This is a genomic window from Kitasatospora sp. NPDC048298 (assembly GCF_043201465.1).
GTDB lineage: Bacteria > Actinomycetota > Actinomycetes > Streptomycetales > Streptomycetaceae > Kitasatospora.
This window is the reverse complement of sequence record NZ_JBICYZ010000105.1, coordinates 1-24,527: the sequence shown is the minus strand read 5'-3', so window position 1 is coordinate 24,527 and position 24,527 is coordinate 1. Positions and strand designations below refer to the sequence as shown.

24 protein-coding genes and 1 pseudogene are annotated in these 24,527 nt (G+C 72.3%); 17 read left to right on the top strand and 8 right to left on the bottom strand.

From position 1 onward, the window contains the following. Nucleotides 1-179 precede the first annotated feature (179 nt). On the top strand, nt 180-665 hold the full coding sequence (locus ACGF0D_RS41375) for a MarR family winged helix-turn-helix transcriptional regulator (protein ID WP_392925415.1): 486 nt from the start codon (nt 180-182) through the stop codon (nt 663-665). 375 nt (nt 666-1,040) lie between these two features. Beyond that, nucleotides 1,041-1,153, top strand: a pseudogene (locus ACGF0D_RS41370) (nitroreductase family protein); the annotation flags it as partial. Nucleotides 1,154-1,197: 44 nt separating this feature from the next. Here ACGF0D_RS41370 and ACGF0D_RS41365 read toward each other — a convergent pair. Both ACGF0D_RS41365 and ACGF0D_RS41360 read right to left on the bottom strand, forming a co-directional pair. Next, nucleotides 1,198-1,365, bottom strand: coding sequence for a hypothetical protein (locus ACGF0D_RS41365; RefSeq protein ID WP_392925413.1), 168 nt, complete (start codon nt 1,363-1,365; stop codon nt 1,198-1,200). A gap of 72 nt (nt 1,366-1,437) precedes the next feature. Further along, nucleotides 1,438-1,923 carry an ester cyclase gene (locus ACGF0D_RS41360; RefSeq protein WP_392925412.1) on the bottom strand — a complete coding sequence of 162 codons (486 nt, stop codon included), beginning with the start codon at nt 1,921-1,923 and terminating at the stop codon, nt 1,438-1,440. Between the two features lie 255 nt (nt 1,924-2,178). Here ACGF0D_RS41360 and ACGF0D_RS41355 point away from each other — a divergent pair, with 255 nt between their 5' ends. The 8 genes from ACGF0D_RS41355 to ACGF0D_RS41320 all read left to right on the top strand — a co-directional run bounded on the left by ACGF0D_RS41355 (nt 2,179) and on the right by ACGF0D_RS41320 (nt 11,832). Then, entirely contained in the window at nt 2,179-2,652 is a 474-nt protein-coding gene (locus ACGF0D_RS41355) for a MarR family winged helix-turn-helix transcriptional regulator (RefSeq protein WP_392925410.1), read from the top strand. Nucleotides 2,653-2,991: 339 nt separating this feature from the next. Continuing rightward, on the top strand, nt 2,992-4,641 hold the full coding sequence (gene hutH, locus ACGF0D_RS41350; RefSeq protein ID WP_392925418.1) for a histidine ammonia-lyase: 1,650 nt from the start codon (nt 2,992-2,994) through the stop codon (nt 4,639-4,641). Beyond that, nucleotides 4,628-4,897: a hypothetical protein gene (locus ACGF0D_RS41345; RefSeq protein ID WP_392925409.1), complete on the top strand. Its 270-nt coding sequence runs from the start codon at nt 4,628-4,630 to the stop codon at nt 4,895-4,897. The genes hutH and ACGF0D_RS41345 overlap by 14 nt, the downstream gene beginning before the upstream one ends. Next, the gene (locus ACGF0D_RS41340) at nt 4,894-7,140 is read left to right on the top strand and encodes a beta-ketoacyl synthase N-terminal-like domain-containing protein (RefSeq protein WP_392925407.1); all 2,247 of its coding nucleotides are present in this window, start codon (nt 4,894-4,896) and stop codon (nt 7,138-7,140) included. Before ACGF0D_RS41345 ends, ACGF0D_RS41340 begins: the two co-directional genes overlap by 4 nt. Beyond that, on the top strand, nt 7,140-8,252 hold the full coding sequence (locus tag ACGF0D_RS41335) for a hypothetical protein (protein WP_392925406.1): 1,113 nt from the start codon (nt 7,140-7,142) through the stop codon (nt 8,250-8,252). The genes ACGF0D_RS41340 and ACGF0D_RS41335 overlap by 1 nt, the downstream gene beginning before the upstream one ends. After that, complete coding sequence (locus ACGF0D_RS41330) at nt 8,249-9,484, top strand: styrene monooxygenase/indole monooxygenase family protein (protein ID WP_392925404.1); 1,236 nt, start codon at nt 8,249-8,251, stop codon at nt 9,482-9,484. Before ACGF0D_RS41335 ends, ACGF0D_RS41330 begins: the two co-directional genes overlap by 4 nt. A 10-nt stretch (nt 9,485-9,494) precedes the next feature. Further along, nucleotides 9,495-10,262, top strand: coding sequence for an SDR family NAD(P)-dependent oxidoreductase (locus ACGF0D_RS41325; RefSeq protein ID WP_392925402.1), 768 nt, complete (start codon nt 9,495-9,497; stop codon nt 10,260-10,262). A gap of 34 nt (nt 10,263-10,296) precedes the next feature. Then, complete coding sequence (locus ACGF0D_RS41320; RefSeq protein ID WP_392925400.1) at nt 10,297-11,832, top strand: 4-hydroxyphenylacetate 3-hydroxylase N-terminal domain-containing protein; 1,536 nt, start codon at nt 10,297-10,299, stop codon at nt 11,830-11,832. A gap of 28 nt (nt 11,833-11,860) precedes the next feature. Here ACGF0D_RS41320 and ACGF0D_RS41315 read toward each other — a convergent pair whose 3' ends face one another. The 3 genes from ACGF0D_RS41315 to ACGF0D_RS41305 all read right to left on the bottom strand — a co-directional run bounded on the left by ACGF0D_RS41315 (nt 11,861) and on the right by ACGF0D_RS41305 (nt 14,405). After that, nucleotides 11,861-12,220, bottom strand: coding sequence for a hypothetical protein (locus ACGF0D_RS41315; protein WP_392925399.1), 360 nt, complete (start codon nt 12,218-12,220; stop codon nt 11,861-11,863). 72 nt (nt 12,221-12,292) lie between these two features. Then, entirely contained in the window at nt 12,293-13,060 is a 768-nt protein-coding gene (locus tag ACGF0D_RS41310) for a hypothetical protein (RefSeq protein ID WP_392925397.1), read from the bottom strand. Between the two features lie 13 nt (nt 13,061-13,073). Beyond that, the gene (locus tag ACGF0D_RS41305) at nt 13,074-14,405 is read right to left on the bottom strand and encodes a cytochrome P450 (protein ID WP_392925395.1); all 1,332 of its coding nucleotides are present in this window, start codon (nt 14,403-14,405) and stop codon (nt 13,074-13,076) included. Nucleotides 14,406-14,643: 238 nt separating this feature from the next. On the opposite strand from ACGF0D_RS41305, the gene ACGF0D_RS41300 reads away from it, so the two are divergent. From ACGF0D_RS41300 to ACGF0D_RS41280, 5 genes are all read left to right on the top strand, one after another. Further along, nucleotides 14,644-15,015 (top strand): cupin domain-containing protein, encoded by a 372-nt coding sequence (locus ACGF0D_RS41300; protein WP_362445981.1) that lies wholly within the window; start codon nt 14,644-14,646, stop codon nt 15,013-15,015. Nucleotides 15,016-15,121: 106 nt separating this feature from the next. Further along, nucleotides 15,122-15,613, top strand: a complete 492-nt coding sequence (locus ACGF0D_RS41295; RefSeq protein WP_392925394.1) for a MarR family winged helix-turn-helix transcriptional regulator — start codon at nt 15,122-15,124, stop codon at nt 15,611-15,613. 188 nt (nt 15,614-15,801) lie between these two features. Then, on the top strand, nt 15,802-16,470 hold the full coding sequence (locus ACGF0D_RS41290; protein WP_392925392.1) for a nitroreductase: 669 nt from the start codon (nt 15,802-15,804) through the stop codon (nt 16,468-16,470). Nucleotides 16,471-16,573: 103 nt separating this feature from the next. After that, nucleotides 16,574-17,302 carry an SDR family oxidoreductase gene (locus ACGF0D_RS41285; RefSeq protein WP_392925390.1) on the top strand — a complete coding sequence of 243 codons (729 nt, stop codon included), beginning with the start codon at nt 16,574-16,576 and terminating at the stop codon, nt 17,300-17,302. Nucleotides 17,303-17,549: 247 nt separating this feature from the next. Beyond that, on the top strand, nt 17,550-18,878 hold the full coding sequence (locus ACGF0D_RS41280; RefSeq protein ID WP_392925388.1) for an epoxide hydrolase family protein: 1,329 nt from the start codon (nt 17,550-17,552) through the stop codon (nt 18,876-18,878). A gap of 145 nt (nt 18,879-19,023) precedes the next feature. Here the strand turns inward: ACGF0D_RS41280 and ACGF0D_RS41275 are convergent, their stop codons facing one another. From ACGF0D_RS41275 to ACGF0D_RS41265, 3 genes are all read right to left on the bottom strand, one after another. Continuing rightward, the gene (locus ACGF0D_RS41275) at nt 19,024-19,632 is read right to left on the bottom strand and encodes a DJ-1/PfpI family protein (RefSeq protein ID WP_392925386.1); all 609 of its coding nucleotides are present in this window, start codon (nt 19,630-19,632) and stop codon (nt 19,024-19,026) included. A gap of 40 nt (nt 19,633-19,672) precedes the next feature. Beyond that, on the bottom strand, nt 19,673-20,716 hold the full coding sequence (locus ACGF0D_RS41270; protein ID WP_392925384.1) for an alcohol dehydrogenase catalytic domain-containing protein: 1,044 nt from the start codon (nt 20,714-20,716) through the stop codon (nt 19,673-19,675). Between the two features lie 128 nt (nt 20,717-20,844). Beyond that, a complete protein-coding gene (locus ACGF0D_RS41265; protein WP_392925383.1) occupies nt 20,845-21,858 on the bottom strand; it encodes a hypothetical protein in 1,014 nt (337 codons plus the stop codon). A gap of 231 nt (nt 21,859-22,089) precedes the next feature. On the opposite strand from ACGF0D_RS41265, the gene ACGF0D_RS41260 reads away from it, so the two are divergent. After that, nucleotides 22,090-22,905: an alpha/beta fold hydrolase gene (locus tag ACGF0D_RS41260; protein WP_392925382.1), complete on the top strand. Its 816-nt coding sequence runs from the start codon at nt 22,090-22,092 to the stop codon at nt 22,903-22,905. A gap of 161 nt (nt 22,906-23,066) precedes the next feature. Beyond that, nucleotides 23,067-24,398 carry an aldehyde dehydrogenase family protein gene (locus ACGF0D_RS41255; RefSeq protein WP_392925416.1) on the top strand — a complete coding sequence of 444 codons (1,332 nt, stop codon included), beginning with the start codon at nt 23,067-23,069 and terminating at the stop codon, nt 24,396-24,398. The last annotated feature ends 129 nt before the right edge of the window (nt 24,399-24,527 follow it).

The following is a 24,527-nucleotide window of genomic DNA, read 5'->3' as shown; positions in this document are numbered from 1 at the left end:
GCCAGCAACCCCACCCGGTCAAACCTCGATGGCAGGAACCTAGCGGTGATCAAACTTCGGTGACAAACGGTGAAGCTTCGCTGTCACAAGACAGTTTCGCTGCCCGGCCGGAAGCGGCGGCATCTCACCTGCTCATTTAGTTTCAAACGATACCGTATCGGGTGAAGTAGTCTGGCTTCATGGCCTCCGACGCTCCTTGCCGTACCACCGACTCGCGCGCGACCGACCGCCCCGGGGATCCCTCACCCTTCGCGCTCGGCCTGCTGCTGCGCCGGGCGCACTGGCGTGCCGCCGCAGGGCTCGGGGAGGCGCTTCGGCCGCTCGGCATCGAGCTGCGGCATTTCGCGGTGCTGATCGAGCTGGTCAACCACGGGCCCACGGTGCAGCGGGACCTGGTGGCGGCGACGGGGTCCGACAAGGCCGGAATCATGCGCATCGTGGACGACCTGGAGCGCAAGGGCCTGGCCGTGCGCAAGACCGTTGCGGGGGACCGGCGGGTGCGGGCGGTGGAGATCACGTCCCAGGGGCTGGAGCTCTTCGACGCCGCCCACGTGGCGGCGGAGCCGGCGGCCGAGCGCCTGGTCGCCGAACTCGGGCCCGGCGAGGCTGAGAAGTTGATGGGCCTGCTGACCCGGATCGCCCACCCCGCGGACGACCAGGCGTAGGTGCCCCCGCACCCCGCTGTCGACTGCGTCGGCGGCTTGGGTGCACGCGGCTTCCGCGGCGGCCCCGTCCTTGCGCGCTGCGGCCGTCGACGCTGCGCGCGGCCCCGGCGATCGATGGCGGGCCGGGGCTCCCCTGTCGCTGGGTGCGCGTCATCAGCGCGCCCGCCGCGCCACCTGCACGGCAGGCTTGTCCGTCGCCCGTGGCTCGCCGATGGGATCCACGCGCGCGGAGAGTACGGCGGACTGGCGCGCAATGGCCGAGACGGGGAATCGAGGGCGGGGGACTTGTCGCCCATGATGGTTTCACTAGATACGGTATCGAGAGATACTAGCTATGTGTCGAAGGCTCCGTTGAGTGGATGGAGGCAGGCGATCATGGACGTGTACGAGGCGGTGGCAGGGGCCGGCGGGCGGTGCGCGGGTTCACCGACCGTCCTGTCCCGAGGGAGACGCTGGAGCGCGTGCTGTCGGCCGCGGCCTGGGCGCCGTGGCCGAGTCTGCCCGCGTGGTTCAACGATCGGGCCAACGCCGCCTACTGAAGGTTCCGTAGGGCGTAACTCTCGTAGAACGCCTGGACGATGCGCTTCGTCCCGTCGCCGCTCGCGGCGGCCGTGGACGGGGTCGTGGACGCGAGTGCCAGGGCGGTGCCCCCGGCGAGAGCGGTGCCGACCAGAGTGCGTCGGCCGATGGGCTTCTTCATGTGCTGCCTCCTGGTGGCGCCGTCGACGGGTTCCCGTGCGGTACCCGCGTGGGCCGCGCTGATGATGTCGGGTCAGGCGCTCTCGCCGCGGAGCACCTGGAGGAACCGGCCGAAGTTGCCCTCCGACCAGTGTTCGACGGACTGCCCGCCCACGACGCGGTCGATGGAGATGCCGCTGAGGTGGACCTCGCGGCCGGACGGGGGGATCCCCAGGATCGTCCCCGTGTGGATGCCGCCGAGGCTCCAGCGGGTGACCACCTTGGCGCCTTCCGCGATCTGGTCGAGCACGTCCAGGCGGTAGCCGGTGAGGGAGGCCTTCAGTTCGAGGTCGCCCACGACCCAGGCCGAGCGTTCGTTCGGTCCGTCGAACCCGTGGAGCACGAGGTCCTTCGAGATGTAGCGCTCGAAGCCGGCGGCCAGGTCCCCGTTGTAGCCGGCGTAGAAGGCGGCGGCCACCTGTCGGGGTGACAGGCGCGCGCCGGACGGGGCGTCGTGCGGTTCCGGGCTGTGCGCGCGGGCTGAGGCGGGTGTGGCCTCGATGGGCCTGTCGGCGGTCATGTGAACTCCTGGGGGGTGAGTGGTCGGAGGCGTGGGGTCCGTGGGAGCGCGGCGGTGCTTCATGTGCCGGGCGGTCCGACGGGTACTTGTCGCGTCAAGCATCTGCTTGACGCGACAAGTACATAGCGAAACTGCTTGCTGAGTCAAGGACTTGGGTGAAGGTGTATCCGCAGGGGTGCGTCGGCGCCGGGGGAGGAGTGGGATCGGTTTGCGCCCTCGAGGTTCCTTGACCCGTCAAGGAGTTAGGGTGGGGCCATGCCCTCCGACCAGCAGCTGTTGCAGCCCCTCACCCCGAGCGAGGAGGCGTTCGTGCGTGAGCTGAGCCGCGTTATGCTGGCCCTGCCGCGCGCGGTCGACGCCGACATCGTGCGCGAAGCCGGGCTCCCGCTCTCCGAGTACACGCCCCTGATGCACCTGTCCGAGGCGCCGGGGAAGGCGATGCGGATGAGCGAGCTCGCCGCCGCCTGCAGCATCTCCCTCAGCGGGATGACCCGGGTCGTCACCCGGTTGGAGAAGCAGGGCTGGGTCGAGCGCACCAAGAGCGCCCGGGACGGACGCGGCTGGAACGCCGCCCTGACCGACACCGGCCTCGCCCGCCTCGAACAGGCCTGGCCGGCGTTCCTGGTCAGTGTGCGGCGACACCTCGTCGACCACTTCGGCGGCCAGGACCTCACCCACCTCACCGCCACGCTCCGGCGGGTCGCCACCCCCGAGGCCGGGCCGGGCTGATGCCCGGGCGACGCTTCGTCCTCGTCGCCGACGACCAGATCGTCCTGCCGGGACGACGCGGCCTCGACCGCCACCGGCAACGGCGCACCGCGACGGCACCGAGGTGGCCGCCCTCCGACGGCGATCCGCCCCCTCCCGCCCCACCGCTGGAATCGGAGGGCATCCCGCCCGGCCGGTGACCCGGCGCGACGACCGCAGGCCGGACCGAATGCGGCAGTTCTGATGACAAGTCACTCGTGCGGGCTACTTTCCCCTCCTTGTCTTCAGTCGTTCCGAGCCTTCGCCTACGATCGGACTGCCTGGAAGCCGGATAGTAGGAGGGGAACTCCCTTGGGCTCGGTGCTGCTGCTCGGCGCGGATTCGCTGAGCGTCGAGGACGTGGCGGACTTCGCCCGCCGACCGGACGAATGGGACATCCGGCTGGACGAGGCCGCAGAGCGGCGGATGGCGGCGTCCGCCCGGGTCAAGGACGATCTCGTCGGGTCGGGCAGGCCCGTGTACGGAGTGACGACCGGCTTCGGTGACAGCTGCGGGCGGCACATCGGCCCGGCGAAGGCCGCCGACCTTCAACGCAACCTGATCGCCGGTCACTTGGCCGGAAACGGTGAGCCCGCTCCGGTCGAGGTGGCCCGGGCCACCATGCTGATCAGGGCCAACTGCCTGGCCCGGGGCTACTCCGGCGTCCGGGTCGCCCTGGTGGAACTGCTGGCCGACTGCCTGCGCGCGGACATCCTGCCGATGATCCCGCAACGCGGCTCGGTGGGGGCCAGCGGTGACCTGGTGCCGCTGGCGTACCTGGCCGACCTGCTGACCGGCAACGGCGCAGTGCTGCACCGGGGCGAGGTGCGGACCGCCGCCGACGCGCTGCGCGAAGCCGGTCTGACACCGGTCCTGCTCGCCCCGAAGGAGGGTCTGGCGCTCATCAACGGCACGTCCTTCATGGCCGGTTACGCCGTCGTCGCGATCCGTGCCGCACACGAGCTGTCCGCCGTCGCGGACCTCTGCACGGCGCTCGCGACCGAGGCGCTGGAGGCGAGCGCCGGGCCGTTCGAACCGTTCCTCCACCGGCACAAGCCGCACCGGGGGCAGGACGGCAGCGCCGCGCGGGTGCGCCGGCTGTTGCACGGCTCGCGGCTGGCCGTACGGCACGAGGACCGGGTCAGGGCCAACCCGGAACTGGCCGGGAACGCCTTCCAGTTGCTGCGGTCCGGCCTCCAGGACCGGTACTCCGTCCGCTGCGCACCGCACGTCACCGGCGTGCTGAACGACACCCTGGGCTGGGTCGCCGACTGGCTGGACACCGAGATCAACTCCAGCAACGACAACCCGCTGTTCGACCCCGAAACCGGCGAGGTCCACCACGGCGGCAACTTCTACGGCGGGCACGTCGGACAGGCGATGGACGCCCTCAAACTCGCCCTGGCCGGCCTCGGCGACCTGCTGGACCGTCAGACCGCCCTGCTGGTCGACGAGAAGAGCAACAACGGACTGACCGCGAACCTGGTCCGCCCGGTGGCCGCGTCGGACTACGAGGCAGGCCTCCACCACGGTTTCAAGGCCGCGCAGATCGCCTCCTCCGCCCTGGCCGCCGAGGCCCTGAAGAACACCACGCCGGCCACGGCGTTCTCCCGTTCCACCGAGTCCCACAACCAGGACAAGGTCAGCATGGCCACCATCGCGGCCCGGGACGCCTGGCACACCGTCGAACTCGTCCGGGCCGTCGCGGCCATCACCCTGGCCGCGGCGTGCCAGGCGGTGGACCTGCGCGGCAGCGACCGCCTCGCGCCGGCCACCCGGACGGCGTACGAACTGGTGCGCACCGTGGCCGGGTTCGTCGACCGGGACCGGCGGCTCGACGTCGAACTGGCCGCCCTCGCCGGGTTGATCGCGTCCGGCAGGCTCGGTGCGCTGCTCACTGCCGTGGACGACGAGGCCGTGGAGGAACCGCCCGAGCAGGCAAGGAGGTCTGGTGTCCGTGGACACGCCTGAGCCGGCACTGCTGGTGCGCGAGACGGTCGGCGCCGTGCTGGGAACGTCCCTGCACGAGTGGCCCGCCGACCGGCCGTTGGCCGAACTGCCGGACGCGATCTACGACAGCCTCGCCCAACTCGAGGTGCTCACCCGGCTGGAGCGGGCCCTGCGCCTGCGGCCGCGCCCAGTCGAACCGCACCGACTCGCCACCGTCGAAGCCATCCTGGGATACCTCGCCGAGGCCCCCCGCGCGACCACCGGCGGGTGCGGGTGAGCGCCGCCCGCGTCGCCGTCACCGGCATGTTCCTGGCCACCGGGCTGGGCATCGGCACCGATCAGGTGTGGCGGGCCGTGTGCGAGGGCGACTCGGCCATCGGCCCCTGCCCGGACCTGACGGACGTGCTCGCCGCCCGCCTGCCCGAGGCGCCCGCCGCCGCGCGCCTGATCGAGGAGGCCGGCCGGGACGCGCTGCGGCACGCGGACCTGGACCCGGCGTCGCTAGACCCGTACGAGATCGGCCTGACGCTCGGCACCAACGCGGAGTCGGAACGGCTCTGGCTCGCCTACCGCTCGGCGTCCGATGCCCACCCCGCGCACACCTGCGCCGACCGGCTCGGTGCGGCGATCGGCAGCCGCGGGCCCAAGGCGGTCTTCACCACCGGCTGCATCGCCGGCGCGAACGCCGTCGCCCACGCCTACGACGCCGTCGCCGAGCGGCGCGCCACCGTCATGCTGGCCGGCGGCTACGAGGCGCTCAACCTCACCACCATTGCCACGTTCGCCAGTTGGAAGGCGATCGACTCGGCGCCCTGCGCCCCGTACGGGCGCAGCGGTGGCCTGAACCTCGGGGAGGCGGTGGCCTTCCTGGTCCTGGAGTCGGAGGAGTCCGCCCGCGCGCGCCGGGCGCCCGTCCACGCGTACGTGCTCGGCTACGGCCTGGCCGGCGACGCCCACCACATCACCGCCCCGCCGCCCGACGGCGCGGGCCTGCGGGCGGCGATGCTCGGCGCGCTGGCCCACACCGGGCTCACCCCGGACGCCGTCGGGTACGTCAACGGCCACGGCACCGGCACCCCGGCGAACGACACCGCCGAACTGAGCGCGATGCGCGCCGTGTTCACCGGTCCGAAGCCGCCGCCGATGAGCAGCTCGAAGGCCCAGCTGGGCCACACCCTGGGCGCCTGCGGCGCGGTCGAGGCGGTGCTCACGGCGCTCGCCCTGCGCGACGGCCTGCTGCCGCCGACCGCCAACGCCGACGGCACGGCGCCGTGGGACGTGGTCCCCGCGGTGGCGCGCCCGGCCGAGGTCGAGGTGGCGCTCTCCAACTCGCTGGCCTTCGGCGGGGCATCCTGCTCCCTGGTGCTGGGCCGGAGCGCCGGCCCGGCCCCCGATTGCCGGGAGGAGGCGCCGCCGGTGTTCACCGGAGCCGGCGTGGTCTCGCCCCTCGGCGTCGGCCGGGGCGCCTTCCTGGCGGCGCTGCGCAGCGGTCGGCAGCCCGGCAGCCCGGGCGAGTTCGAGGAGTTCGTCGACCCGAGGCACCGCGCCCGCGTCGACGGCCTCGGGGCCCTGACCGTGGCGGCCGCCCGGATGGCCTTCGAGGACGCCGGCCTGGTGTCCGGCACCCGGGTCGGTATCGTGCTCGCCACCGCGGCCGGACCGATCGGGACGGTCGAGCAGCTGAACGCCACGGTCGGCCGCGACGGCCCCGCGTACGTCAGTGCCGTACGGGCACCGAACGTCGTCACCAGCGTGGCCGCAGGCCACGCGGCCCTGCAACTCGGCCTGGCCGGACCGCTGGCCACCGTCTCCACCGGGGACGCCTCCGGGCTGATCGCCCTGGGCCACGCCGCCGACCTGATCCGCCGGGGCCAGGCGGACGCCGTCCTGGTGGTGGCCGCAGACCAGGTCACCGACACGCTCGCCCGGGCCTTCCACCGGTACGGGCTGCTCGGTGACGGCGCCGCCCGGCCGTACACGAGCTCAGGCGCACCGGGACGGCTGTCGCCGGGGGCAGCGGCCGTCGTCCTGGAGGCGCCGGGGCACGCCCGGGCCCGCCGTGCCACCGCGCTGGGCGAACTGCTCGGCCAAGCCGTCACCTCGGGGCCCGGCCGGTCCGCGCCGCTGTGCGCGGACTCCTGGGCGGCGGCGCTGCGCCGTGCGTCGGGCCCCGACCGCGGCACCGCCCTGGACGTCTACGGCGGCGGTTGGGGCGCACCGGCCGTGGACACCGCCGAGGCCGCCGCGATCGGCTCCTTCCTGGCGCCGGAGCGCACCCGGCTGACCGCCCTCGCCGGGGCGACCGGGCACTGCCAGTCGGCCACCGCGCTGCTCTCGCTGATCGCCGCGCTCGACGGTTCCCCGCCGCGCCTGCCGGTTTCCTCGGACGTGCTGCCGGCTGCCGCCCCATACCTGCGGGCCGAGCCGACCGACGGGCCGCGCCCTGCGCTGGTGAGCGCCGCCAGCTGGGGCGGTACCTACGCGGCCGCGCTGGTCGGCCCGGCCCGAGGCGGTCGGTGATGTCCGGATACCGGGAGCTGCCGCCGGAGGAACTGCTCGCCCGGGCCCTCGGACACCGGCCGGTAGAACCGTCCGTCACCCGCTGGGACCGGATCGGGCCCGAAGCCGCCGAGGAACTCGTGCGCCGGGCCGTGCCGACCGTGGTCGAGCTGCACACCTCCGGCAGTACGGGCCCCAGCGCACCCTGGCGGCGCACCAGGGGGCAACTGTGGACCGAGGGCGGGATGCTGGCCGATCTGGTTCGCGCCGACCGCCCGCAGGCCGTCCTCTCGTTCGCCCCGCCCGCACACCTCTACGGCCTGCTCGCCACCGCGCTGCTGCCCGCCGTGCTCGGCCTCCCGGTCTGCTTCTGCCCGCGCTACGGCCTGCCGGCGCCGCCGGTCGACGCGCAGCGCTGGCTGATCGTGGCCATCCCCTGGGCGTTCCCGGTGCTGCTGCGCGACCTGTCGGTGCTGGGCCGGCCCGACCACGTCACCGTGCTGCACAGCACCGCCACGCTGCCCGCGACCGCCCACGACTTCGCCGCCGCGCTCGGGGCGGAACGGTTGCGCCTGGTCGAGCTGTTCGGCTCCACCGAGACCGCGTTGATCGCCCACCGGGAGTGGTCGCCCGACCCGGGCGCCTGGACCCTGATGCCGGACGTCCGGTTCGCCGACGACCCCGCCGGGCCCGGCCCGGTCGGCGAGCGGCCACTGAGTGTGAGCGGCCCCCGGCTCGCGCTGACCGCGGAAGGCCGGCCGATGGAGAGCTGGACCACCGACGACTACGTCGAGCACCTCGACGACCGCCGTTTCCTGTTCCGCGGGCGCCGCCACCGGCTGATCAAGGTGAACGGCCGCCGGATCGACCTCGACCTCCTGGAGGAACGGCTGCGAGCCGCCCTCCCGGGCACCGACCTCGCCTGTCGACCCGTCGCCGACCGGCTGCGCGGCGAACAGGTCGAACTGCTGGTCGCCGCACCGGCCGACCCCGCGCTCGTCGCCCGGCGCACCACCGACTGCCTGCGGGAACTCGGCATCACGATCGGGAGGATCAGCATGGTCGACACGATCGACCGCAGCGAGGTCGGCAAGCGGCTCGCCGACGCGACGGACCGGGAGGAGCGCCCGTGAGGATCGCCATCGTCGGCGACGGCATCTCGGGCGTCCACCTCGCCTTGCGCCTTCAGCAACTCGGCACCGACACCACCCTGTTCGGCCGCACCGCGCCGCCGGACCTCCGCCACGCCCGGGCGCTCAACTTCGTCGCCCGGTCCGGCCGGACCAGGCAGCACGAGGCCCTGCTCGGTGTCGACTTCTGGCACGAGCCCGACACCCTGGCCACCGCCCGCACCGTGACCGTGCACGCGCCGCGACCGCTGACCTTCCGCGCCGACCCGCACCCCGCCTACAGCATGGTCGACTTCCGGATCTACCTGCCGACCCTGGTCGAGGAGTACGTCCGGCGCGGCGGCCGACACGTCGTCACCGACCTCACCGCGCGGACGGCCTCCGGCGCGGCCCGGCGGCACGACCTGGTGGTGGTCGCCGACAGCCGCGCGGCCGGCGGACTCTTCGCCCGCGACCCTGGACGCTCCCCGTTCCGCACCCCGCCGCGGCTGCTGTGCGGCGGGCTGTACCGGGGTATCGGCGAAGCCGTCCCGCACGGCATCGAGTTCCACGTGCTGCCGGGCATCGGCGAGATCGTGCGACTGCCCTTCCACGGCATGGACGGGCGGGTCGACACGCTCGGCTTCGAGGCCGTCCCCGGCGGCCCGCTCGAACCCCTCTGCCGGCCGGCGCCCGACGCCGACCCGGCAGCCTTCCGGCGTGCGGTGCTCGCCGCGCTCCACCAGTACGTGCCCGAGCTGCGCGAACGCGTCGACGACCGGGCGTTCGCCCTCACCCGGCCGATCGACCTGATGCGGGGCGGCATCGTCCCCGTTGTACGCCGCGCCTGGTGCGCCCTGCCCGACGGACGGCACGCGCTCGCGCTCGGCGACGCCTGGATCGTCAACGACCCCATCACCTCGCAAGGCGCCAACCTGGGCTCGTACTGCGCCCTGGAGCTCGCCGAGGCGATCGCCGACGGGCCGCCCTACGACGAGGCCTTCTGCCGCCGCGTGGAGCGGCGACTGCGTCCGCACACGGACGCCGTCGTGCAGTGGACCAACGCCTTCCTGCGGCCGCCGACCCCGCAGATCCTGGAACTCCTCCGGGCCGCCGACGCCGACCCGGCCGTCGCGAAGGCGTTCGCCGCCAACTTCGACAACCCGCCCGCGATGTGGCGGAGCATCGCCACGCCCGAGCAGACCGCCGCATTCCTCGCCGCGCTGCGCCCGCAGCCCCCCGTACCAGCACCGTGAGGAGACGTCGATGGGCCGACTCGAAGGCAAGACCGTCCTGATCAGCGGCACCAGCTCCGGCATCGGCCGGGCCGCGGCAGTGGAGTTCGCCCGGGAGGGGGCCCGGGTGGTCGGCTGCGGGCGCGGCACCGAGGCGGCCGACGAAACCGTCCGCCTGGTCGAGGAGGCCGGCGGCGAGATGGTCTCGCTCGCGCCTGTCGACCTCTCGCTCCGGGCCGGGGCCGAGGCCTGGGTGGAGTTCGCGCTGTGCAAGTACGGCGGCTTCGACGTCCTGTGCAACAACGCCTCCGCGATGCGCAACGCGCCCTTCGACCGGCTCACCTCCGAGGACTGGCGCTACACCATCAGCAACGAACTCGACCTGGTGTACCACTGCACCTCCGCCGCCTGGCCGCACCTCACCCGGCACGGCGGAACGGTCCTCAACATCGCGTCCATCTCCGGCTCGCGCGGCGCGCTCTTCGTCCAACAGGGCGCCCACGGCGCGGCGAAGGGCGGCGTGCTCGCGCTGACCCGCCACCTGTGCGGCGCGGGCGGCGCGCACGGAGTCCGCGTCAACTCGATCAGCCCCGGCCTGATCCGCACCCCGGCCACCGCGCCGCACATCGACGACCCCGACGGCGGCGTCCCCGCCCTGCTGAAGGCCATTCCGGCGGGCCGGCCCGGCCGCCCCGAGGAGGTCGCCAGGCTCGCGGTGTTCCTGGCCTCCGACGACGCCGCCTACATCAACGGCGCGGACTTCGTGATCGACGGCGGCATCAGTGCCATGGCGGGATGAACGACACCTCGTGACGGACCGACAGGAGAACCCGATGCCCGATGCGGTCGTCCGGCCACCCGCCGCGACCCGACGCGCCGGCGAACGGCCGCTGACCGGCGAGGAGTACCTGGAGAGTCTCCGCGACGGCCGCGAAGTGTGGATCTACGGCGAGCGCGTCCGGGACATCACCACCCACCCCGCCTTCCGCACCACCGCCCGGACCATCGCCCATCTCTACGACGCCCTGCACGACCCGCGGCACCGGGCCGTGCTCACCACCCCCACCGACACTCCGCACGGCACCTTCACCCACCCGTTCTTCCGCGCACCCGGGACCGTCGCGGACCTGCGGGCGGCCCGCGACGCCATCGCCGCCTGGCAGCGGACGACCTACGGCTGGATGGGACGCACCCCGGACTACAAGGCGTCCTTCCTCGCCACCCTCGGCGCCGACCCCGGCTTCTACGGCCCCTTCGCCGACAACGCCCTCACCTGGTACCGGCGGGCCCAGGACCGCGTCCTGTTCCTCGGGCACGCCCTGGCCGGCCCGCCGACGGGCCGGCACGTCTCCGCCGAGCAGTCCGCCGCCGTCAGCGTGCGCGTCGTGGACGAGACCGACGCCGGGATCGTCGTCAGCGGCGCGAAGGCAGCCGCCACCGGCGCCGCGCTCACCCACCACGTCTTCATCGGACACGGCGGCCCGCCGCTGACCGACCCGGCGCAGGCCACCACCTTCATCGCCCCCATGGACACCCCCGGCCTCACACTCATCTGCCGCGCCAGCTACGAATACCGGGCCACTCGGGCGGGCAGCCCGTTCGACTACCCGCTCGCCGGCCGCTTCGACGAGAACGACGCCATCGTGGTCTTCGACCGCGCACTCATCCCCTGGTCGAACGTGCTCGTCCACCGCGACCTGGAACGCGCCAACAGCTTCATCCACCACAGCGGCTTCATGCCCCGGTTCGTCTTCCACGGCGCCACCCGACTCGCCGTCAAACTCGACTTCCTGTGCGGACTCCTGCTCAGCGCCGTCCGCACCACCGGCAGCGATGCGCACCGCGGCGTCCAGATCGCCGTCGGCGAAGCCCTCGCCTGGCGGCACACCGTCCATGCCCTGGTCACCGCCATGATCGAGGCGGCCGAACCCTGGAAGAGCGGCCACCTCAACCCGCACCTGAACTCCGCCACCGCCCACCGCGTCCTGGCCCCGACCGCGTACCGCCGCGTCCGCCACCTCATCGAGGACCAGCTCGCCGGCGCGCTCATCACCCTCAACTCGCACGCCGGCGACTTCGCGACTCCCGAACTGCGCCCCTACCTGGACACCTACCTGCGCGGCGCGCACGGCATCGACGCCGAACAGCGCGTCAAACTGATGAAGCTCGTCTGGGACAGCGTCGGCAGCGAATTCGCCGGCCGTCACGAACTGTACGAACGCCTCTGGGCCGCGGCGCCCGACGTCACCCGCATCGAGACCTACCGGCAGGCCCTCGACAGCGGCCTCCACGACGAGCTGTGCGACCTCGTCGCCAGTTGCATGTCCGACTACGACACCACCGGCTGGACCGCCCACCACCTGCGGTAGCGCCCCGCGCCCGGCCCGCTCCTCGCGCTCACCCGCCCGCGCCCGCGGAGGGAGGTTCCGCGTCTCCTGGGCGTGCGGTCAGTCGATCGCCGGCGATGACCTCGTCGACGACCGAGGCCAGCGTGTCGTTCATGGGAAGGCGGATCATCCGGCGGCGTTCGAGGTAGCGGTCGACGAGTCTGGCGTAGGAGAGCGAGACCCGGGAGTAGCGGTCGTAGAGGACGCCGGCGAGGTCGGCGGCATTGTGCAGGTGGGCGGTCAGCCGTAGGAAGACGCGGTAGATCGCGGTGCGGTGCCGGGCGTTCTCCGGTTCGGGCCGACCGGGCCGGACGCCGAAGTTGGTCACCTCTTTCACACCGATGCCGTACTGGTCCTTGGAGATGTCCATCCCGAGGGTCTGTGCCACCCCGGCGGCGAGGAAGGCAGCACGGTCGCACTCGTCGAAGGGGAGACGGAAGTATTAGGCGAGCAGTGCCATGACGGGCAAGGTCTCGGCCGCGTACGTCCGGAGGATGCTCGCGCGGAGGATGTCCGGTTCCCGGACGTACGCCTGGATCGCGTCGAAGCGGGCCGGTGGTGCCAGGCCGGGTCCGGCGGCGGACCACTTCTCGTGGAACTGGATCCGCGCGCTGAACAGCGTCTCCCGGTGGGCCTCGGCGAGCCAGCGCCCGTCCCGGTCCCCGCCGAGCGCGTGCACCCGCTCCAGGACCTCGGCCAGGCTCTCGCCCCCGATCCGGTGCGCTCCGCTCGCCACGTCCTGCGGCGGGACGACGATGTCGTCCAGGACGGCCAGCAGCGCCACGGCCTTGGCGATCGCGTGCCACAGCGGGTCGCGCCGGTAGCCTGCCGACCACAGGGTGAGCCACTGCACGGCGTCCCGGACGATGTACCGGTGGACGTCGTCGAGCGACGTGTCGCCCTTGCGGGTGCAGATCAGCTCCGCGGGCTTCGCCCCGGCCAGCCAGTCGGCGAACGCCCGTCCCCGTGCGCTGTGCCGGTACGCCTCGTCGGTGGCGTCGAGCAGGTCGAGCCGGCTGCGGCGGCACTCGTCCTCGACGGCCGGCAGTTTCGCCAGGTCCGACTCCGTGGCTCTGCCGGGCAGTCCGGCCGGCGCCTCGCCCGTCGGCCAGGCCGTCCGAGGGACGAACCGGGCCAGTCCGTCCAGGCGGGCGTCCGCCGACCGTGCGGCGTCGAACAGTCCGATCTCGTCCAGATGGAATTCCAGCACCGTTGCCTCCCGCTCAGCGCGGGGTGACCGACATCGGCAGGGCGTCGGGACGGATCTGGGCGTCGGCGACTGCCCGGACCCGGTGGCCCGGCGCGGGGTGCAGGTGCCAGCGGGTGGAGACGGCGGCGAGTGCCGCGAGCATCTCCGCCCAGGCGAAGCCGTCGCCGATGCACTTGCGGTTGCCGGCCCCGAAGGGCAGGTAGGCGCCCTGCGGCAGGCCCTTCTCCGGCCTGGCGAGCCACCGGTCGGGGTCGAAGCGCAACGGGTCGGGGAAGCAGGCGGGGTCGCGGTGAAGGGTTGCGGCGCTGTAGACCACCTCGGCACCCTCCGGGATCTCGTACCGCCCGATCCGCACGGTCTCCAGGGCGCGCCGCCCCATGAACCACAGCGGCTGGTGCAGGCGCAGCACCTCCTGGACGAACCGGGTGGTGTACGGAAGGGCGGCGGGAGTGGCGGGGCCCGGTCCGGCGGCCCGTGCCTCGTCGTGCATCCGGTCGGCGGCCTGCGGGTCGCGGGCGAGCGCGTGCAGGGCCCAGGCCAGGGTGGTGCCCGTGGTCTCGACCCCGGCGACCAGGAGGGTGAGGAGCTCGTCGCACGCCTCTTCGTCCGACATCCCATCCTCGTGCGCGAGCATCAGCGCGAGGACGCCGTCGTGCGCCGGGTCGCTGCGGGCCTCGCGTACCGCGGCCTCCGCCAGTCGGCGCAGCGACGCCGCCGAGGCCAGGAACTCCCGCCGTCCCGGGGTCGGCAGTTCGGCCAGCGCCGGCGGCAGGACGGTGGCTCGCAGCATGCCGCGCACGAGGATCCCGAGGGCCTCGCCGACCTGCGTGCCCAGGTCCTCGACGGCCCGCCCGGTCGCGGACCCGTCGGCGGACGGGAAGAGGGCCGGCAGCATCATCGCGACGGCGAGTTCGCGCATCTCCCGTTCCATCGCGATGGTCGGCCCGGTCTGCCAGCGGCCCACCCGCTGCCCGGCGACGTCGGCGAAGGTCTCGGCGTACCGGGCGACCCGTTCCCGGTGGAACGCGGGTTGCAGGGCGCGCCGCTGCCGGAGGTGGAAAGGCCCGTCGGAGGTCGCCAGGCCGTTCCCCATGTACGGACGGACGCGGTTGAACAGCATGCCCTTGCTGAACTTCCCGCTCTGGGCGACCAGCGCCTCGTGGATGACCTCCGGGGCGTTGAGCACGTAGAACGACCGCCGCCCGAGTCTCATCTCGACGATGTCGCCACCCGTCCGCAGCCCTTGCAGGAACACCGCCCGCCCCCGCACGAGCCCGAGCAGGTGTCCGAACAGCGGCAGTCCGCCGGCCGCGAGCGGAACCGTGCCGACGCTTGTGCTGTCCATGTGGACCTCCGGAGCCCTCTCGCGACGGCGACATGCCTCCCATCAGCCTAGGGACGGAGGCCGGGCGGGAACACTTGTGTTCAAGTCGGTTACGGGATCGAAATCCGGCCTCCGCGGCGACACCGCGGACTGAACCGGCCGGCCCACCACTGGAGGCCTCACCGTGTCGAAGGACGAGCCGGCAGCGGGCAGCGCTGGGAGCCGACCGCGTTCGGAAGCGTGGAAGACGGCGCTCACCATGCTGCAGTCGGTGACACCGCCGTCCGTCCCGGAGGGGGCGGAGGCGATGACCGTCCTTGTCGAGTTTCCTCCCGGTGACCCCGGCACCCCTCCGCACCGGCATTCGGGACCGGCGTTCGGCTACGTGCTGGAGGGCGAGATGCTCTTCGAGCTGGAAGGCGAGCCCGAGCGGGTGATCAAGGCCGGGGAGACGTTCTGGGAGCCGGGCGGCGACGTCATCCACTACCAGGACGGGAACAACCGGTCGGACTCCCCGAGCCGCTTTCTCGTCACCATGATGTGTGCGCCGGGTCAACCCATGCTCACTCTGGTCGACGACGACGAACTGGCACGGCGTCGACACCTGCGGGCTCCCCGACCGGGCGGCTGATCGGCAGACGCGGTCCCGGCGTTTCTCCGGACGGTTGACGATGGCGGCATTTCGCAAGCCCGTTTGGTTTCAATCGATACCGTATCGGGTGAAGTAGTCTGGTTTTATGGCCGCCGATGCTCCTCGTCGCACCACCGCCGCCTCGCGCGCGACCGACCTCCCCGGGGACCACTCGCCCTTCGCTCTCGGCCTGCTGCTGCGCCGGGCGCACTGGCGTGCCGCCGCAGGGCTCGGGGAGGTGCTGCGGCCGCTCGGCATCGAGTTGCGGCATTTCGCGGTGCTGATCGAGCTGGTCAATCACGGGCCCACGGTGCAGCGGGACCTGGTGGCGGCGACGGGGTCGGACAAGGCCGGGATCATGCGCATCGTGGACGACCTGGAGCGCAAGGGCCTGGCCGTGCGCAAGGCCGTTGCGGGGGATCGGCGGGTGCGGGCGGTGGAGATCACGTCCCAGGGGCTGGAGCTCTTCGACGCCGCCCACGTGGCGGCGGAGCCGGCGGCCGAGCGCCTGGTCGCCGAGTTGGGGCCCGGCGAGGCCGAGAAGTTGATGGGCCTGCTGACCCGGATCGCCCACCCCGGGGGCGACGAGGCGCGGTAGCCGCCACGTCCCACTGCGCGGCTTCCGCGCCCTCGCAGTCTTCGCGGCTTCTCCGACTTCTGTGGCTTCCGCGGTGAACCCGGCAAGGTCGGAGATTTGGCGCGCGGGATGGTTTCACCAGAGACGGTATCGAGTGATACTATCGACCGTGAACGAAGGCCCCCTTGAATGGACGGAGGCAAGCGATCATGGACGTGTACGAGGCGGTCACCAGTCGGCGGGCGGTGCGCGGGTTCACCGACCGCCCGGTTCCGAGGGAGACGCTGGAGCGCGTGCTGTCGGCCGCGGCCTGGGCGCCGTCCGGTTCGAACATCCAGCCGTGGCACACCTATGCGGTGACCGGCGAGCCGTTGGCCGAGATCAAGAGGCGCGCCGGAGAGCGGTTGGCCGCCGGTGAGCCCTGGGACGAGCGGGAGTACGAGATGTACCCGTCCGAGCTGAAGTCCCCCTATCGCGAGCGCCGGTCCGCCTTCGGCAAGGTGCGCTACGGCGCACTCGGCATCGCGCGCGAGGACTGGGAGGCGCGCCGGCGGGCCGCCACCGAGAACTGGAACTGCTTCGGCGCGCCCGCCGCCCTGTTCTGCTACATCGACCGCGCCATGGGCCGGCCCCAGTGGGCCGACATCGGCATCTACCTGCAGACCGTCATGCTGCTGCTGCGCGCCGAAGGGCTGCACAGCTGCGCGCAGATGGCATGGTCGGAGTACCGCGAAACCGTCGCGGAGGTCCTGAAGCCCCCGGACGAGCTCATCCTCTTCTGCGCCGTGTCGCTCGGCTACGAGGACCTCGCCGCAGGCGGCGCCCGTACGGGCCGGGCGCCGCTCGACGAGACGGTCACGTTCGTCGACGGCCTGTGACGCTGCCCCTCCTCGACCGATCAGGGAGGTGTCTCCCTCTCCTTCCCCGCGTAACCGTTCACCGGCCGGATCCCGCATCCGACCCCCACGAAGGGCATGTGTCATGAAGATCGCAGTCATCGGTGGAACCGGACTCATCGGGTCGCAGGTGGTCAAGAACCTGAACGCCGCCGGTCACGAAGCAGTGCCGCACTCGCAGTCCAGCGGAGTCGACGTCATCAGCGGGCAGGGGTTGGACGAGGCAGTGGCGGGGGCCGACGTCGTCGTCAACCTGACGAACTCCCCGACCTTCGACGAAGCCTCCCCGGCCTTCTTCCGGACCTCCATGGACAACCTGCTGGCCGCGGCCCGCAAGGGCCGCGTCGGTCACGTCGTCATCCTCTCGATCGTCGGCACGGACCAGGTGCCGGAGCTGGACTACTACCGCGCCAAGGCGCTCCAGGAGGACCTCCTCGCCGCCGGCGGGCTCCCGTACTCGATCGTCCGGGCGACGCAGTTCATGGAGTTCGTCGACGCGGTCATGTCCTGGACCGCCGACGACAGCACCGTGCGGCTGCCCGCCACGCCGATCCAGCCGATCGCCGCCAAGGACGTGGCCGCCGCGGTGGCCGAGGTCGCCGCAGGAACTCCGCTCAACGGCATCCGCAACATCGCCGGCCCCGAGGTCTTCCCCCTGGACGAGCTCGGTCGGATCACCCTGGCCGCCCAGGGCGACCACCGCGCCGTCGTCACCGACCCCACCGCCGGCATGTTCGGCGTCGTCAAGGGCGATGTCCTCACCGACCCCGACGCCCACCTCGCCCCCACCCGCTACGCCGACTGGCTCTCCTGACGCCACCGGCATCCGCGCTGGTGCCGAGTTCGGCAGGAGTGGTCGGCTCGGTGGGGTGCGGGGCACGACGATCGCGATGGCTCACCGCTGTAGCCGGACAGCGCCTCGGTCTCCAACGGGACCGAGGCGCTGCGCGTGTGGGTGACTCGGGCAGGAGTGTCGATCGCCGCCCTGGCGCAGCCTTGACAAGGCTAAGACGACCGGTCATATTGAGGATTCCTCGCTGTCCACGAGAAGAGGATTCACGATGGTGACGACTGCGCATTCCGACGGCGGCGGCACGGGCCGCCGCCGGTTCCTGGGTTTGGCGGCAGGTGCGGTGGCCGCCTCCCAGCTCGCGGTGCCCGGCACGGCGCACGCCTCTGATGGGCAGGGCGGGTACGCCCCGGTGCCGGAGGTCGCGGGAGTGCGGCCGTTCCCCATCAAGGTCGCGGACCAGGACCTCCAGCAGCTGCGGCAGCGCATCCGGATGACCCGCTGGCCGGACGAGGAGACCGTGTCCGACCGCTCCCAGGGCGCCCAACTGGCGAGGCTCCGACCGCTGGTCGAGTACTGGGGCAGCGGGTACGACTGGCGCAAGGTCGAGCGACGGCTCAACGCCCTGCCGCAGTTCATCACCGAACTCGACGGCCTGGACATCCAGTTCGCCCACATCCGCTCGCCGCACGCCGACGCCCTGCCGATGCTCATGACGCACGGCTGGCCCGGCTCCGTCATCGAGCTGCTCAAGGTCATCGACCCGCTGGTCAATCCCACGGCGCACGGTGGGCGGGCCGAGGACGCCTTCCACCTCGTCCTGCCGACGCTGCCCGGCTACGGCTTCTCTGGCAAGCCGACGAAGGCCGGCTGGAACCCGGCGCGCGCGGCGCACGCGTTCCACACCCTCATGCAGCGCCTGGGCTACCGGCGCTACGTCTCCCAGGGCGGCGACTGGGGCGCGATCGTCTCCGAGATCCTCGCCACCGAGCGGCCCGCCGGACTGCTGGGCATCCACGTCAACATGCCCGGCACCGTCCCGCCGGACATCCTCCGCCACCTGCTGAACTCCGACCCCGCCCCGGCGGGTCTGTCGGCGAGTGAGTCGAGGGCGTACAACCGCCTGCTGCACTTCTACCGCGACGGCTTCGGCTACGCGGCCATGATGAACGAGAGCCCGCAGACGCTCGCCTACGCCCTGCACGACTCACCGGTCGGCATGGCCGCCTACTACTACGACAAGTTCGCGGAGTGGACCGACTCGGGCGGCGAGCCGGAGAAGGTCCTCACGTACGACGAGATGCTCGACGCCATCTCGCTGTACTGGCTGACCAACACCGGGGCTTCGTCCTCGCGGCTTTACTGGGAGGGCCACCAGGCCGGCGGCGGCCCGTTCAACGCCGTCCCGATCCCGGACCTCCCGGTGGCGGTCACCGTCTTCCCCGGCGAGATCTACCCCGCGCCGCGCAGCTGGGGCGAGCGGACGTACGGCAACATCGTCCACTGGAACGAGGTGGATCGCGGCGGCCACTTCGCCGCCTGGGAACAGCCGTTGATCCTGGCGCAGGAACTGCGCACCGCCTTCCGCAAGTTGCGGTAGCAGAGCGGTCGACCTGATGCCTCGCGGGTCCGGCGCGACAGCCGGACCCGCGAGGCATCGGCTCGACCGGACGAGGGAACGGCCCGTCGGCGAACCGACGGGCCGTCATGATGCCTAGGGTGAAAGGTCGTTGACGAGGAGGAGGTCAGCGGAGGGCGGGCCGGCCGGTGCGGATGGCGTGCAGGGCGCGTTCGACGGTTTCCTGGTTCTCGCCGACGGGGGCGACGTAGTCGAGGACAGCGCGGGCGGCGTCCTCGCCGAGGGCGCGGGTGATGACCCAGGTGGCGAGGTACTGGGAGGCGAGGCAGCCGCCGGCGGTGGCGACGTTGCCCTCGGCGTGGAACGGCGCGTCCAGCACGGTGAGGCCGGCGGCCTCGACGAAGGGGCGGCTGGTGCGGTCGGTGCAGGCCGGCATGCCGGCCAGGAGACCGAGGCGGGCCAGGACCAGTGCGCCGGAACACTGCGAGCCGATCAGCTGCCGCGCCGGGTCGAGCGGCAGCATCGAGATCAGCCGGTCGTCCGCGACCACGTCGCGGGTCCTGATGCCGCTGCCGATCAGCACGACGTCGGCCTCGGCCGCGAACTCGATCGGGCGCTGCCCGGTCACCTCCACGCCGTTCATGGAGGTGACCGTCGGCGTCGGCGTCGTGATGAAGGCCTCCAGGCCGTTCTTGCGGCACCGGTTGATCAGGGCCGAGGCGATGAAGCTGTCGAGCTCGTTGAACCCGTCGAACGTGACCACTGCTACCTGCATCACAACTCCTTCGCGTCGGGCACCGGATGATGAAAGCCGTTCAGCGGCCGGTGGTGACGACCATGCGGAACCGCGCTCGGCCCGAGGTCATCTTCGCCACTGCCTGAGCAGTGTCCTCCAGCGGTACCTCCTCGATCCAGGCCCGCACTCCCGTGCGGGCCGCGAAGCGCAGCGTGTCCTGGGTGTCGACCGCGGTGCCCGAGGAGTGGGCGTAGACCTTCCGGTCGCCCCTCAGGAGTTGCAGGGCGGTCAGTTGCAGGGGCTCGGACCCGATGCCGATGACGACGAGCTCGCCGCGGCGGCCGAGTCCGTCGACGGTCGCGGACAGGGCGTTCGCGTCGGTGGCGGTGGCCAGGACGACCTTCGCGCCGCCGAGCTGCCGCAGCGCTTCGGCGACGTCACCCGCGGTGCTGTCGATGTAGTGGGCGGCGCCGAGTTCGAGCGCGAGCGCCTTCTTCTCCGGGCCGCGGGCGATCGCGACGGTGTGGAAGCCCATCTTCTGGGCGAACTGCACGCCCAGGTGGCCCAGGCCGCCGAGTCCGAGGACGGCGACGGTGTCGCCCGGACGTGCGGCGGAGCGGCGCAGGGCGTTGAAGACGGTCACGCCCGCGCAGGCCAGTGGGGCCGCCTCGGCAGCGGTGAGCTCGTCCGGGACGGCCGCCAGGGCGATCGCGGGGACGATGACGGAGTCGGCGTATCCGCCCCGGTAGGCGACACCGGGAATCGCGAGCCGGGGGCAGTGCACGGCGTCGCCCGACCGGCACGCGTCGCAGTGCCCGCAGCTGCCGCCGTACCAGCCCACCGCGACCCGGTCGCCGACCTGCCGGCCCTCCACGCCGTCGCCGAGCGCGTCGATGCGGCCGGCGATCTCGTGGCCCGGTGTGATCGGGAAGGTGCTGCCGGGAAGCTTGCCGCTCGCGATGAGCAGGTCGGAGTGGCACACACCGCACGCCTCCACCGTGATGCGCACCGTGCCCGGCCCCGGCTCCGGCCGGGCGACCTCGACCAGCACCGGAGCCGCTCCCGGCGCGGTGACCTGGACCGCGCGGAACGCGCCGGTCGGGGGGTTGGGGGAGATGGTCATGAGCGTGTCCCTTCGTCCTGCGGGTGTCCGGCCCGTTCAGAATTGAATATGACCGGTCGTTTTGTCAACCGAGCGCCCGAGGCATCCGAGCGAGGTCGCGCTGGAAACATGTGCAGTCATGTTGGTTCTTACTTCTGGCGTGCGGAGCGGGCCCATGTCAGCAGGGCGGGGCCGACGGCCCAGGCGGCGAGGGTGAGTAGCGGGACGGTGGCGTGGGCGCCGTTGAAGTAGCTCAGGTCGGTGATCGCGCGTACGGCCGCTCCCGGTGGCAGGATGCCCGACAGGGCACGCGCGGCGCTGGGGAGCAGGTCTGCCCCGATCGAGGCGCCGCTCGTGGAGTTGCCGACGGTGAGCAGCAGCAGGGTGGAGATGGGGATGCCCACCGAGCCGAAGAAGGTGCCGAGGAGCTTGGTGGTGAAGGCGGCCGCGCCGGCCAGCAGGGCCAGGGCGGCCGTCAGGGGGAGGAGCGGCGCGGGCACCGCTCCCAGGACCGGGCCCGCGAGGGCGGCGCCGACGACGCCTGCTGCCGCGGCGAACGCGGTCATCACCGCGAACCGGTGCCGCAGGTGCAGGGTCCTGGACAGTCCCAGGATGTTCTGTGCCAGGACGAACCCGGACAGCGTCACCCCGAAGGCGACGTAGAAGCCGGCCAGGCCTCGGCTGTCGTAGCGGGTGAGGGGCACGCCGTCGTGCACGGTCACCGCCTTGTCCGCGCCGTGGGCGTAGGCGGAGATCAGGTTCTCCACGGCGGTGGTCGTCGACAGGCCGTTCGCCCCGGCCACCTCCAGGTGCAGGCCGTTCGCCCCGAGCGGGGTCAGGACCGCGACGACGTCCCGGTGCCTGAGGGCGTGGTCGGCTGCGGCGGAGTCGGTCTCGGTGTGCACCGCGACGCCGTCGCCCAGGGCCTGCTGGATCTGCGCGGACAGCCGGCTGTCGACGACGGCGACCGGGAGTCGGTGGGGTTTCGCGGCGCGGGCGATGCCCACGTAGCAGCCGATGAAGGCGGCGACGACGATCAGCGCGATCAGCGACGGCTGCAGCCAGGCCCGGACGGGTGACTTCTCCGGCGGGGTCGGCCGGGTCGGACGGTCGGCCGTGCTGCCGCGCAGCTCGGCGGGGGGAGTGGCGGACGTGGCGTTCATGGGGGCCTCGGTCTCCAGGGGTGGCGGCGGGGGGCGATCCGCCTCGGTGGGGCGCCCGAGGCCTCGCCTCAAGCGACATATGTATTAGTTAATAGCATCTTTCGTTCTGCTCGCCCCTGCCCTTTGTGCGGATCCGGCCATGGCTGCGTCGGCGGCTGAGTTGACAAGACGAATATGACCGGTCATCTTAGTTCTGTCGACCTCGCGAACACAACAGAGAGGGCCAACGCGATGACCGAGATCAAGCCCAGGTTCCGCACGATCGACGGACTGTCGGTCAGGTACGCCGAGAGCGACGAGCCGCACGAGCGCGAGGCCCTGCTGCTGAGCCCTTGGCCGGAGAGCCTCTACTCGTACGACGCGACCTGGTCGAAGCTGGCCCGGCACGCGCGCCTGATCGCGGTGGACCTGCCCGGGTTCGGGCAGTCGGAGCTCCGTGCCGACCTGCTCTCGCCCACGGCGATGGGCGAGTTCATCGTCCGGATCGCCGACGAGTTCGGACTGGTGAGCCCGCACGTCGTGGGCCCGGACATCGGTACGGCCGCGTCCTTGTTCGCCGCCGCACGGCACCCCGGCCGGTTCCGGACCCTGGTCGTGGGCACCGGCGGGACGGCCGTCCCCCTGGCGCTGGGAAACCCGCTGAAGGACTGGGTGCTGGCCGAGGACCTGGCCCCGTACCGGGCCATGGGCCCCAAAGCGGCCGTCACCGTCGCGATGCAGACCATCAACGGCTACGAACTGCCGGACGTGGTGCGGGAGGACTACCTCGCCTCCTACGTCGGTCAGCGTTTCGTCGACCAGCTGCCCTACGTCCGCGCCTACCCGGCCGAACTGCCGGTCCTGCGCGAACTGCTGCCCGCCCTGGAGACGCCGGTCCAGATCCTCGCCGGGCGCAACGACGCGGTCGTGCCGCCGGAGAACGCCGAGTACCTCCACAGGCACCTGCCCAACAGCAGGCTCGACATCATCGACGCCGGCCACTTCGCCTGGGAGGAGAACGCCGACGACTACGCCGACGTCATCACCCGGTGGTGGCAGGCGAACTAGGGACTGCCCCACGAGAGGCAACGCCCGCCTCACCGGAGGCCGGCCCGCCCGCGGGCGGGCCGGCCTCCGGTGAGCGTCCATCGATTCCCTCCTGCCCTGTGCGATTCCGGTGCCCGGCCGGCGCCCGGGCCCGCTTCACGAAACGAGAGACCCACGTGACCATGACGTACCCCGCGTTGACCGAGACCGAGGCGGCCAACCTGGTCGCACGACTGCGCGCGACCCACCGCAGCGGCCGCACCAAGCCCCTGGCCTGGCGCCGCGAGCAACTGACCCGGCTGCGCGCGCTGCTGACCGACAACCGGAAGGCGATCGCCGAAGCCCTGTGGGCCGACCTGCGCAAGAACGCGGACGAGGTCGACCGCGCGGAGATCGACCTGACGGTCCTGGAGATCGACGACTACCTGGAGAACCTGGAGGGGTGGCTCGCACCGCAGCCCGCCGAGATCGCGGCCCCCCATCTGCCCGAGGGGACGACGGCCCACACCGAGTTCGACCCCCTCGGTGTCGCCCTGGTCCTGTCGGCCTGGAACTACCCGATCTACCTGCTGCTGACCCCCGTCGCCGGAGCGCTCGCGGCCGGCAACGCGGTGGTCGTCAAGCCCTCCGAGCTCGCCGAGCAGACGTCCGCGCTGCTGGCCCGGCTCGTCCCCGACTACCTCGACCCCGATGCCGTCGCGCTGGTCGAGGGCGGCGTCGCACAGACGACGTCGCTGCTCGCCCAGGACTTCGACCACGTCTTCTACACCGGCAACGGCGCCGTGGGCCGGATCGTGATGCGCGCGGCCGCCGAGCACCTGACGCCCGTCACCCTCGAACTGGGCGGAAAGTCGCCGGTGTTCGTGGACCGGGACGCCGACATCGCCACGGTCGCCGCGCGCATCGCGGCCACCAAGTTCAGCAATGCCGGGCAGACCTGCGTCGCCCCCGACTACGTCCTCACCGACCCCGAGACCGCCCAGTCGCTGACCGTCGCCCTCGCCCAGGCCGTCCAGGACCTGTACGGCGACGACCCCCGGGCCTCCGGCAGCTACGGGCGCATCGTCAATGAGCGGCACTTCGACCGGCTGCGGAAGCTGCTCGACTCCGGTCGCACGGTGATCGGCGGACAGAGCGACCGCGCCGAGAAGTACATCGCCCCGACCGTGCTGCTCGACGTCCGGGCCGACGAGCCGGTGATGCAGGAGGAGATCTTCGGGCCGGTCCTGCCGATCCTCACGGTCGCCGACCTCACCGAGGCCATCGACTTCATCAACGACCGCGACAAGCCCCTGGCCCTGTACGCCTTCACCGGGAACGACACCACGAAGTCCCGGCTCATCGCCGAGACCTCCTCCGGCGCCGTCAACTTCGGCCTGCCGATCTACCACCTGACGGTGCCGGCCCTGCCGTTCGGCGGCGTCGGGGAGAGCGGCATGGGCAACTACCACGGCCGCTACTCCCTGGAGGCCTTCAGCCACCGGAAGACGGTCTTCGACGTCCCGCTGAGCTGACCAGGAGACGGACGTGGGGGGGGGGGGGGGCCGCCTAGGACACCGCGGTGGAATATTGGCCCCGGGGGGCGCCGGGGGCGGGGCTACCCGAGCAAGCCCGCCCCCACCCCCCCCCCCGCCCCGCACCGG

Excerpts from the sequence above, each read along its gene's own strand:
- ACGF0D_RS41325 (WP_392925402.1), top strand. The coding sequence starts at position 9,495 with ATGGGCCGACTCGAAGGCAAGACCGTCCTGATCAGCGGCACCAGCTCC.
- ACGF0D_RS41320 (WP_392925400.1), top strand. The coding sequence starts at position 10,297 with ATGCCCGATGCGGTCGTCCGGCCACCCGCCGCGACCCGACGCGCCGGC.
- ACGF0D_RS41360 (WP_392925412.1), bottom strand. The coding sequence starts at position 1,923 with ATGACCGCCGACAGGCCCATCGAGGCCACACCCGCCTCAGCCCGCGCG.
- ACGF0D_RS41355 (WP_392925410.1), top strand. The coding sequence starts at position 2,179 with ATGCCCTCCGACCAGCAGCTGTTGCAGCCCCTCACCCCGAGCGAGGAG.
- ACGF0D_RS41365 (WP_392925413.1), bottom strand. The coding sequence starts at position 1,365 with ATGAAGAAGCCCATCGGCCGACGCACTCTGGTCGGCACCGCTCTCGCC.
- ACGF0D_RS41255 (WP_392925416.1), top strand. The coding sequence starts at position 23,067 with ATGACGTACCCCGCGTTGACCGAGACCGAGGCGGCCAACCTGGTCGCA.
- ACGF0D_RS41270 (WP_392925384.1), bottom strand. The coding sequence starts at position 20,716 with ATGACCATCTCCCCCAACCCCCCGACCGGCGCGTTCCGCGCGGTCCAG.
- ACGF0D_RS41290 (WP_392925392.1), top strand. The coding sequence starts at position 15,802 with ATGGACGTGTACGAGGCGGTCACCAGTCGGCGGGCGGTGCGCGGGTTC.
- ACGF0D_RS41335 (WP_392925406.1), top strand. The coding sequence starts at position 7,140 with ATGTCCGGATACCGGGAGCTGCCGCCGGAGGAACTGCTCGCCCGGGCC.
- ACGF0D_RS41295 (WP_392925394.1), top strand. The coding sequence starts at position 15,122 with ATGGCCGCCGATGCTCCTCGTCGCACCACCGCCGCCTCGCGCGCGACC.
- ACGF0D_RS41285 (WP_392925390.1), top strand. The coding sequence starts at position 16,574 with ATGAAGATCGCAGTCATCGGTGGAACCGGACTCATCGGGTCGCAGGTG.
- ACGF0D_RS41280 (WP_392925388.1), top strand. The coding sequence starts at position 17,550 with ATGGTGACGACTGCGCATTCCGACGGCGGCGGCACGGGCCGCCGCCGG.
- ACGF0D_RS41260 (WP_392925382.1), top strand. The coding sequence starts at position 22,090 with ATGACCGAGATCAAGCCCAGGTTCCGCACGATCGACGGACTGTCGGTC.
- ACGF0D_RS41305 (WP_392925395.1), bottom strand. The coding sequence starts at position 14,405 with ATGGACAGCACAAGCGTCGGCACGGTTCCGCTCGCGGCCGGCGGACTG.
- ACGF0D_RS41375 (WP_392925415.1), top strand. The coding sequence starts at position 180 with ATGGCCTCCGACGCTCCTTGCCGTACCACCGACTCGCGCGCGACCGAC.
- ACGF0D_RS41275 (WP_392925386.1), bottom strand. The coding sequence starts at position 19,632 with ATGCAGGTAGCAGTGGTCACGTTCGACGGGTTCAACGAGCTCGACAGC.
- ACGF0D_RS41265 (WP_392925383.1), bottom strand. The coding sequence starts at position 21,858 with ATGAACGCCACGTCCGCCACTCCCCCCGCCGAGCTGCGCGGCAGCACG.
- ACGF0D_RS41315 (WP_392925399.1), bottom strand. The coding sequence starts at position 12,220 with ATGGACATCTCCAAGGACCAGTACGGCATCGGTGTGAAAGAGGTGACC.
- ACGF0D_RS41300 (WP_362445981.1), top strand. The coding sequence starts at position 14,644 with ATGCTGCAGTCGGTGACACCGCCGTCCGTCCCGGAGGGGGCGGAGGCG.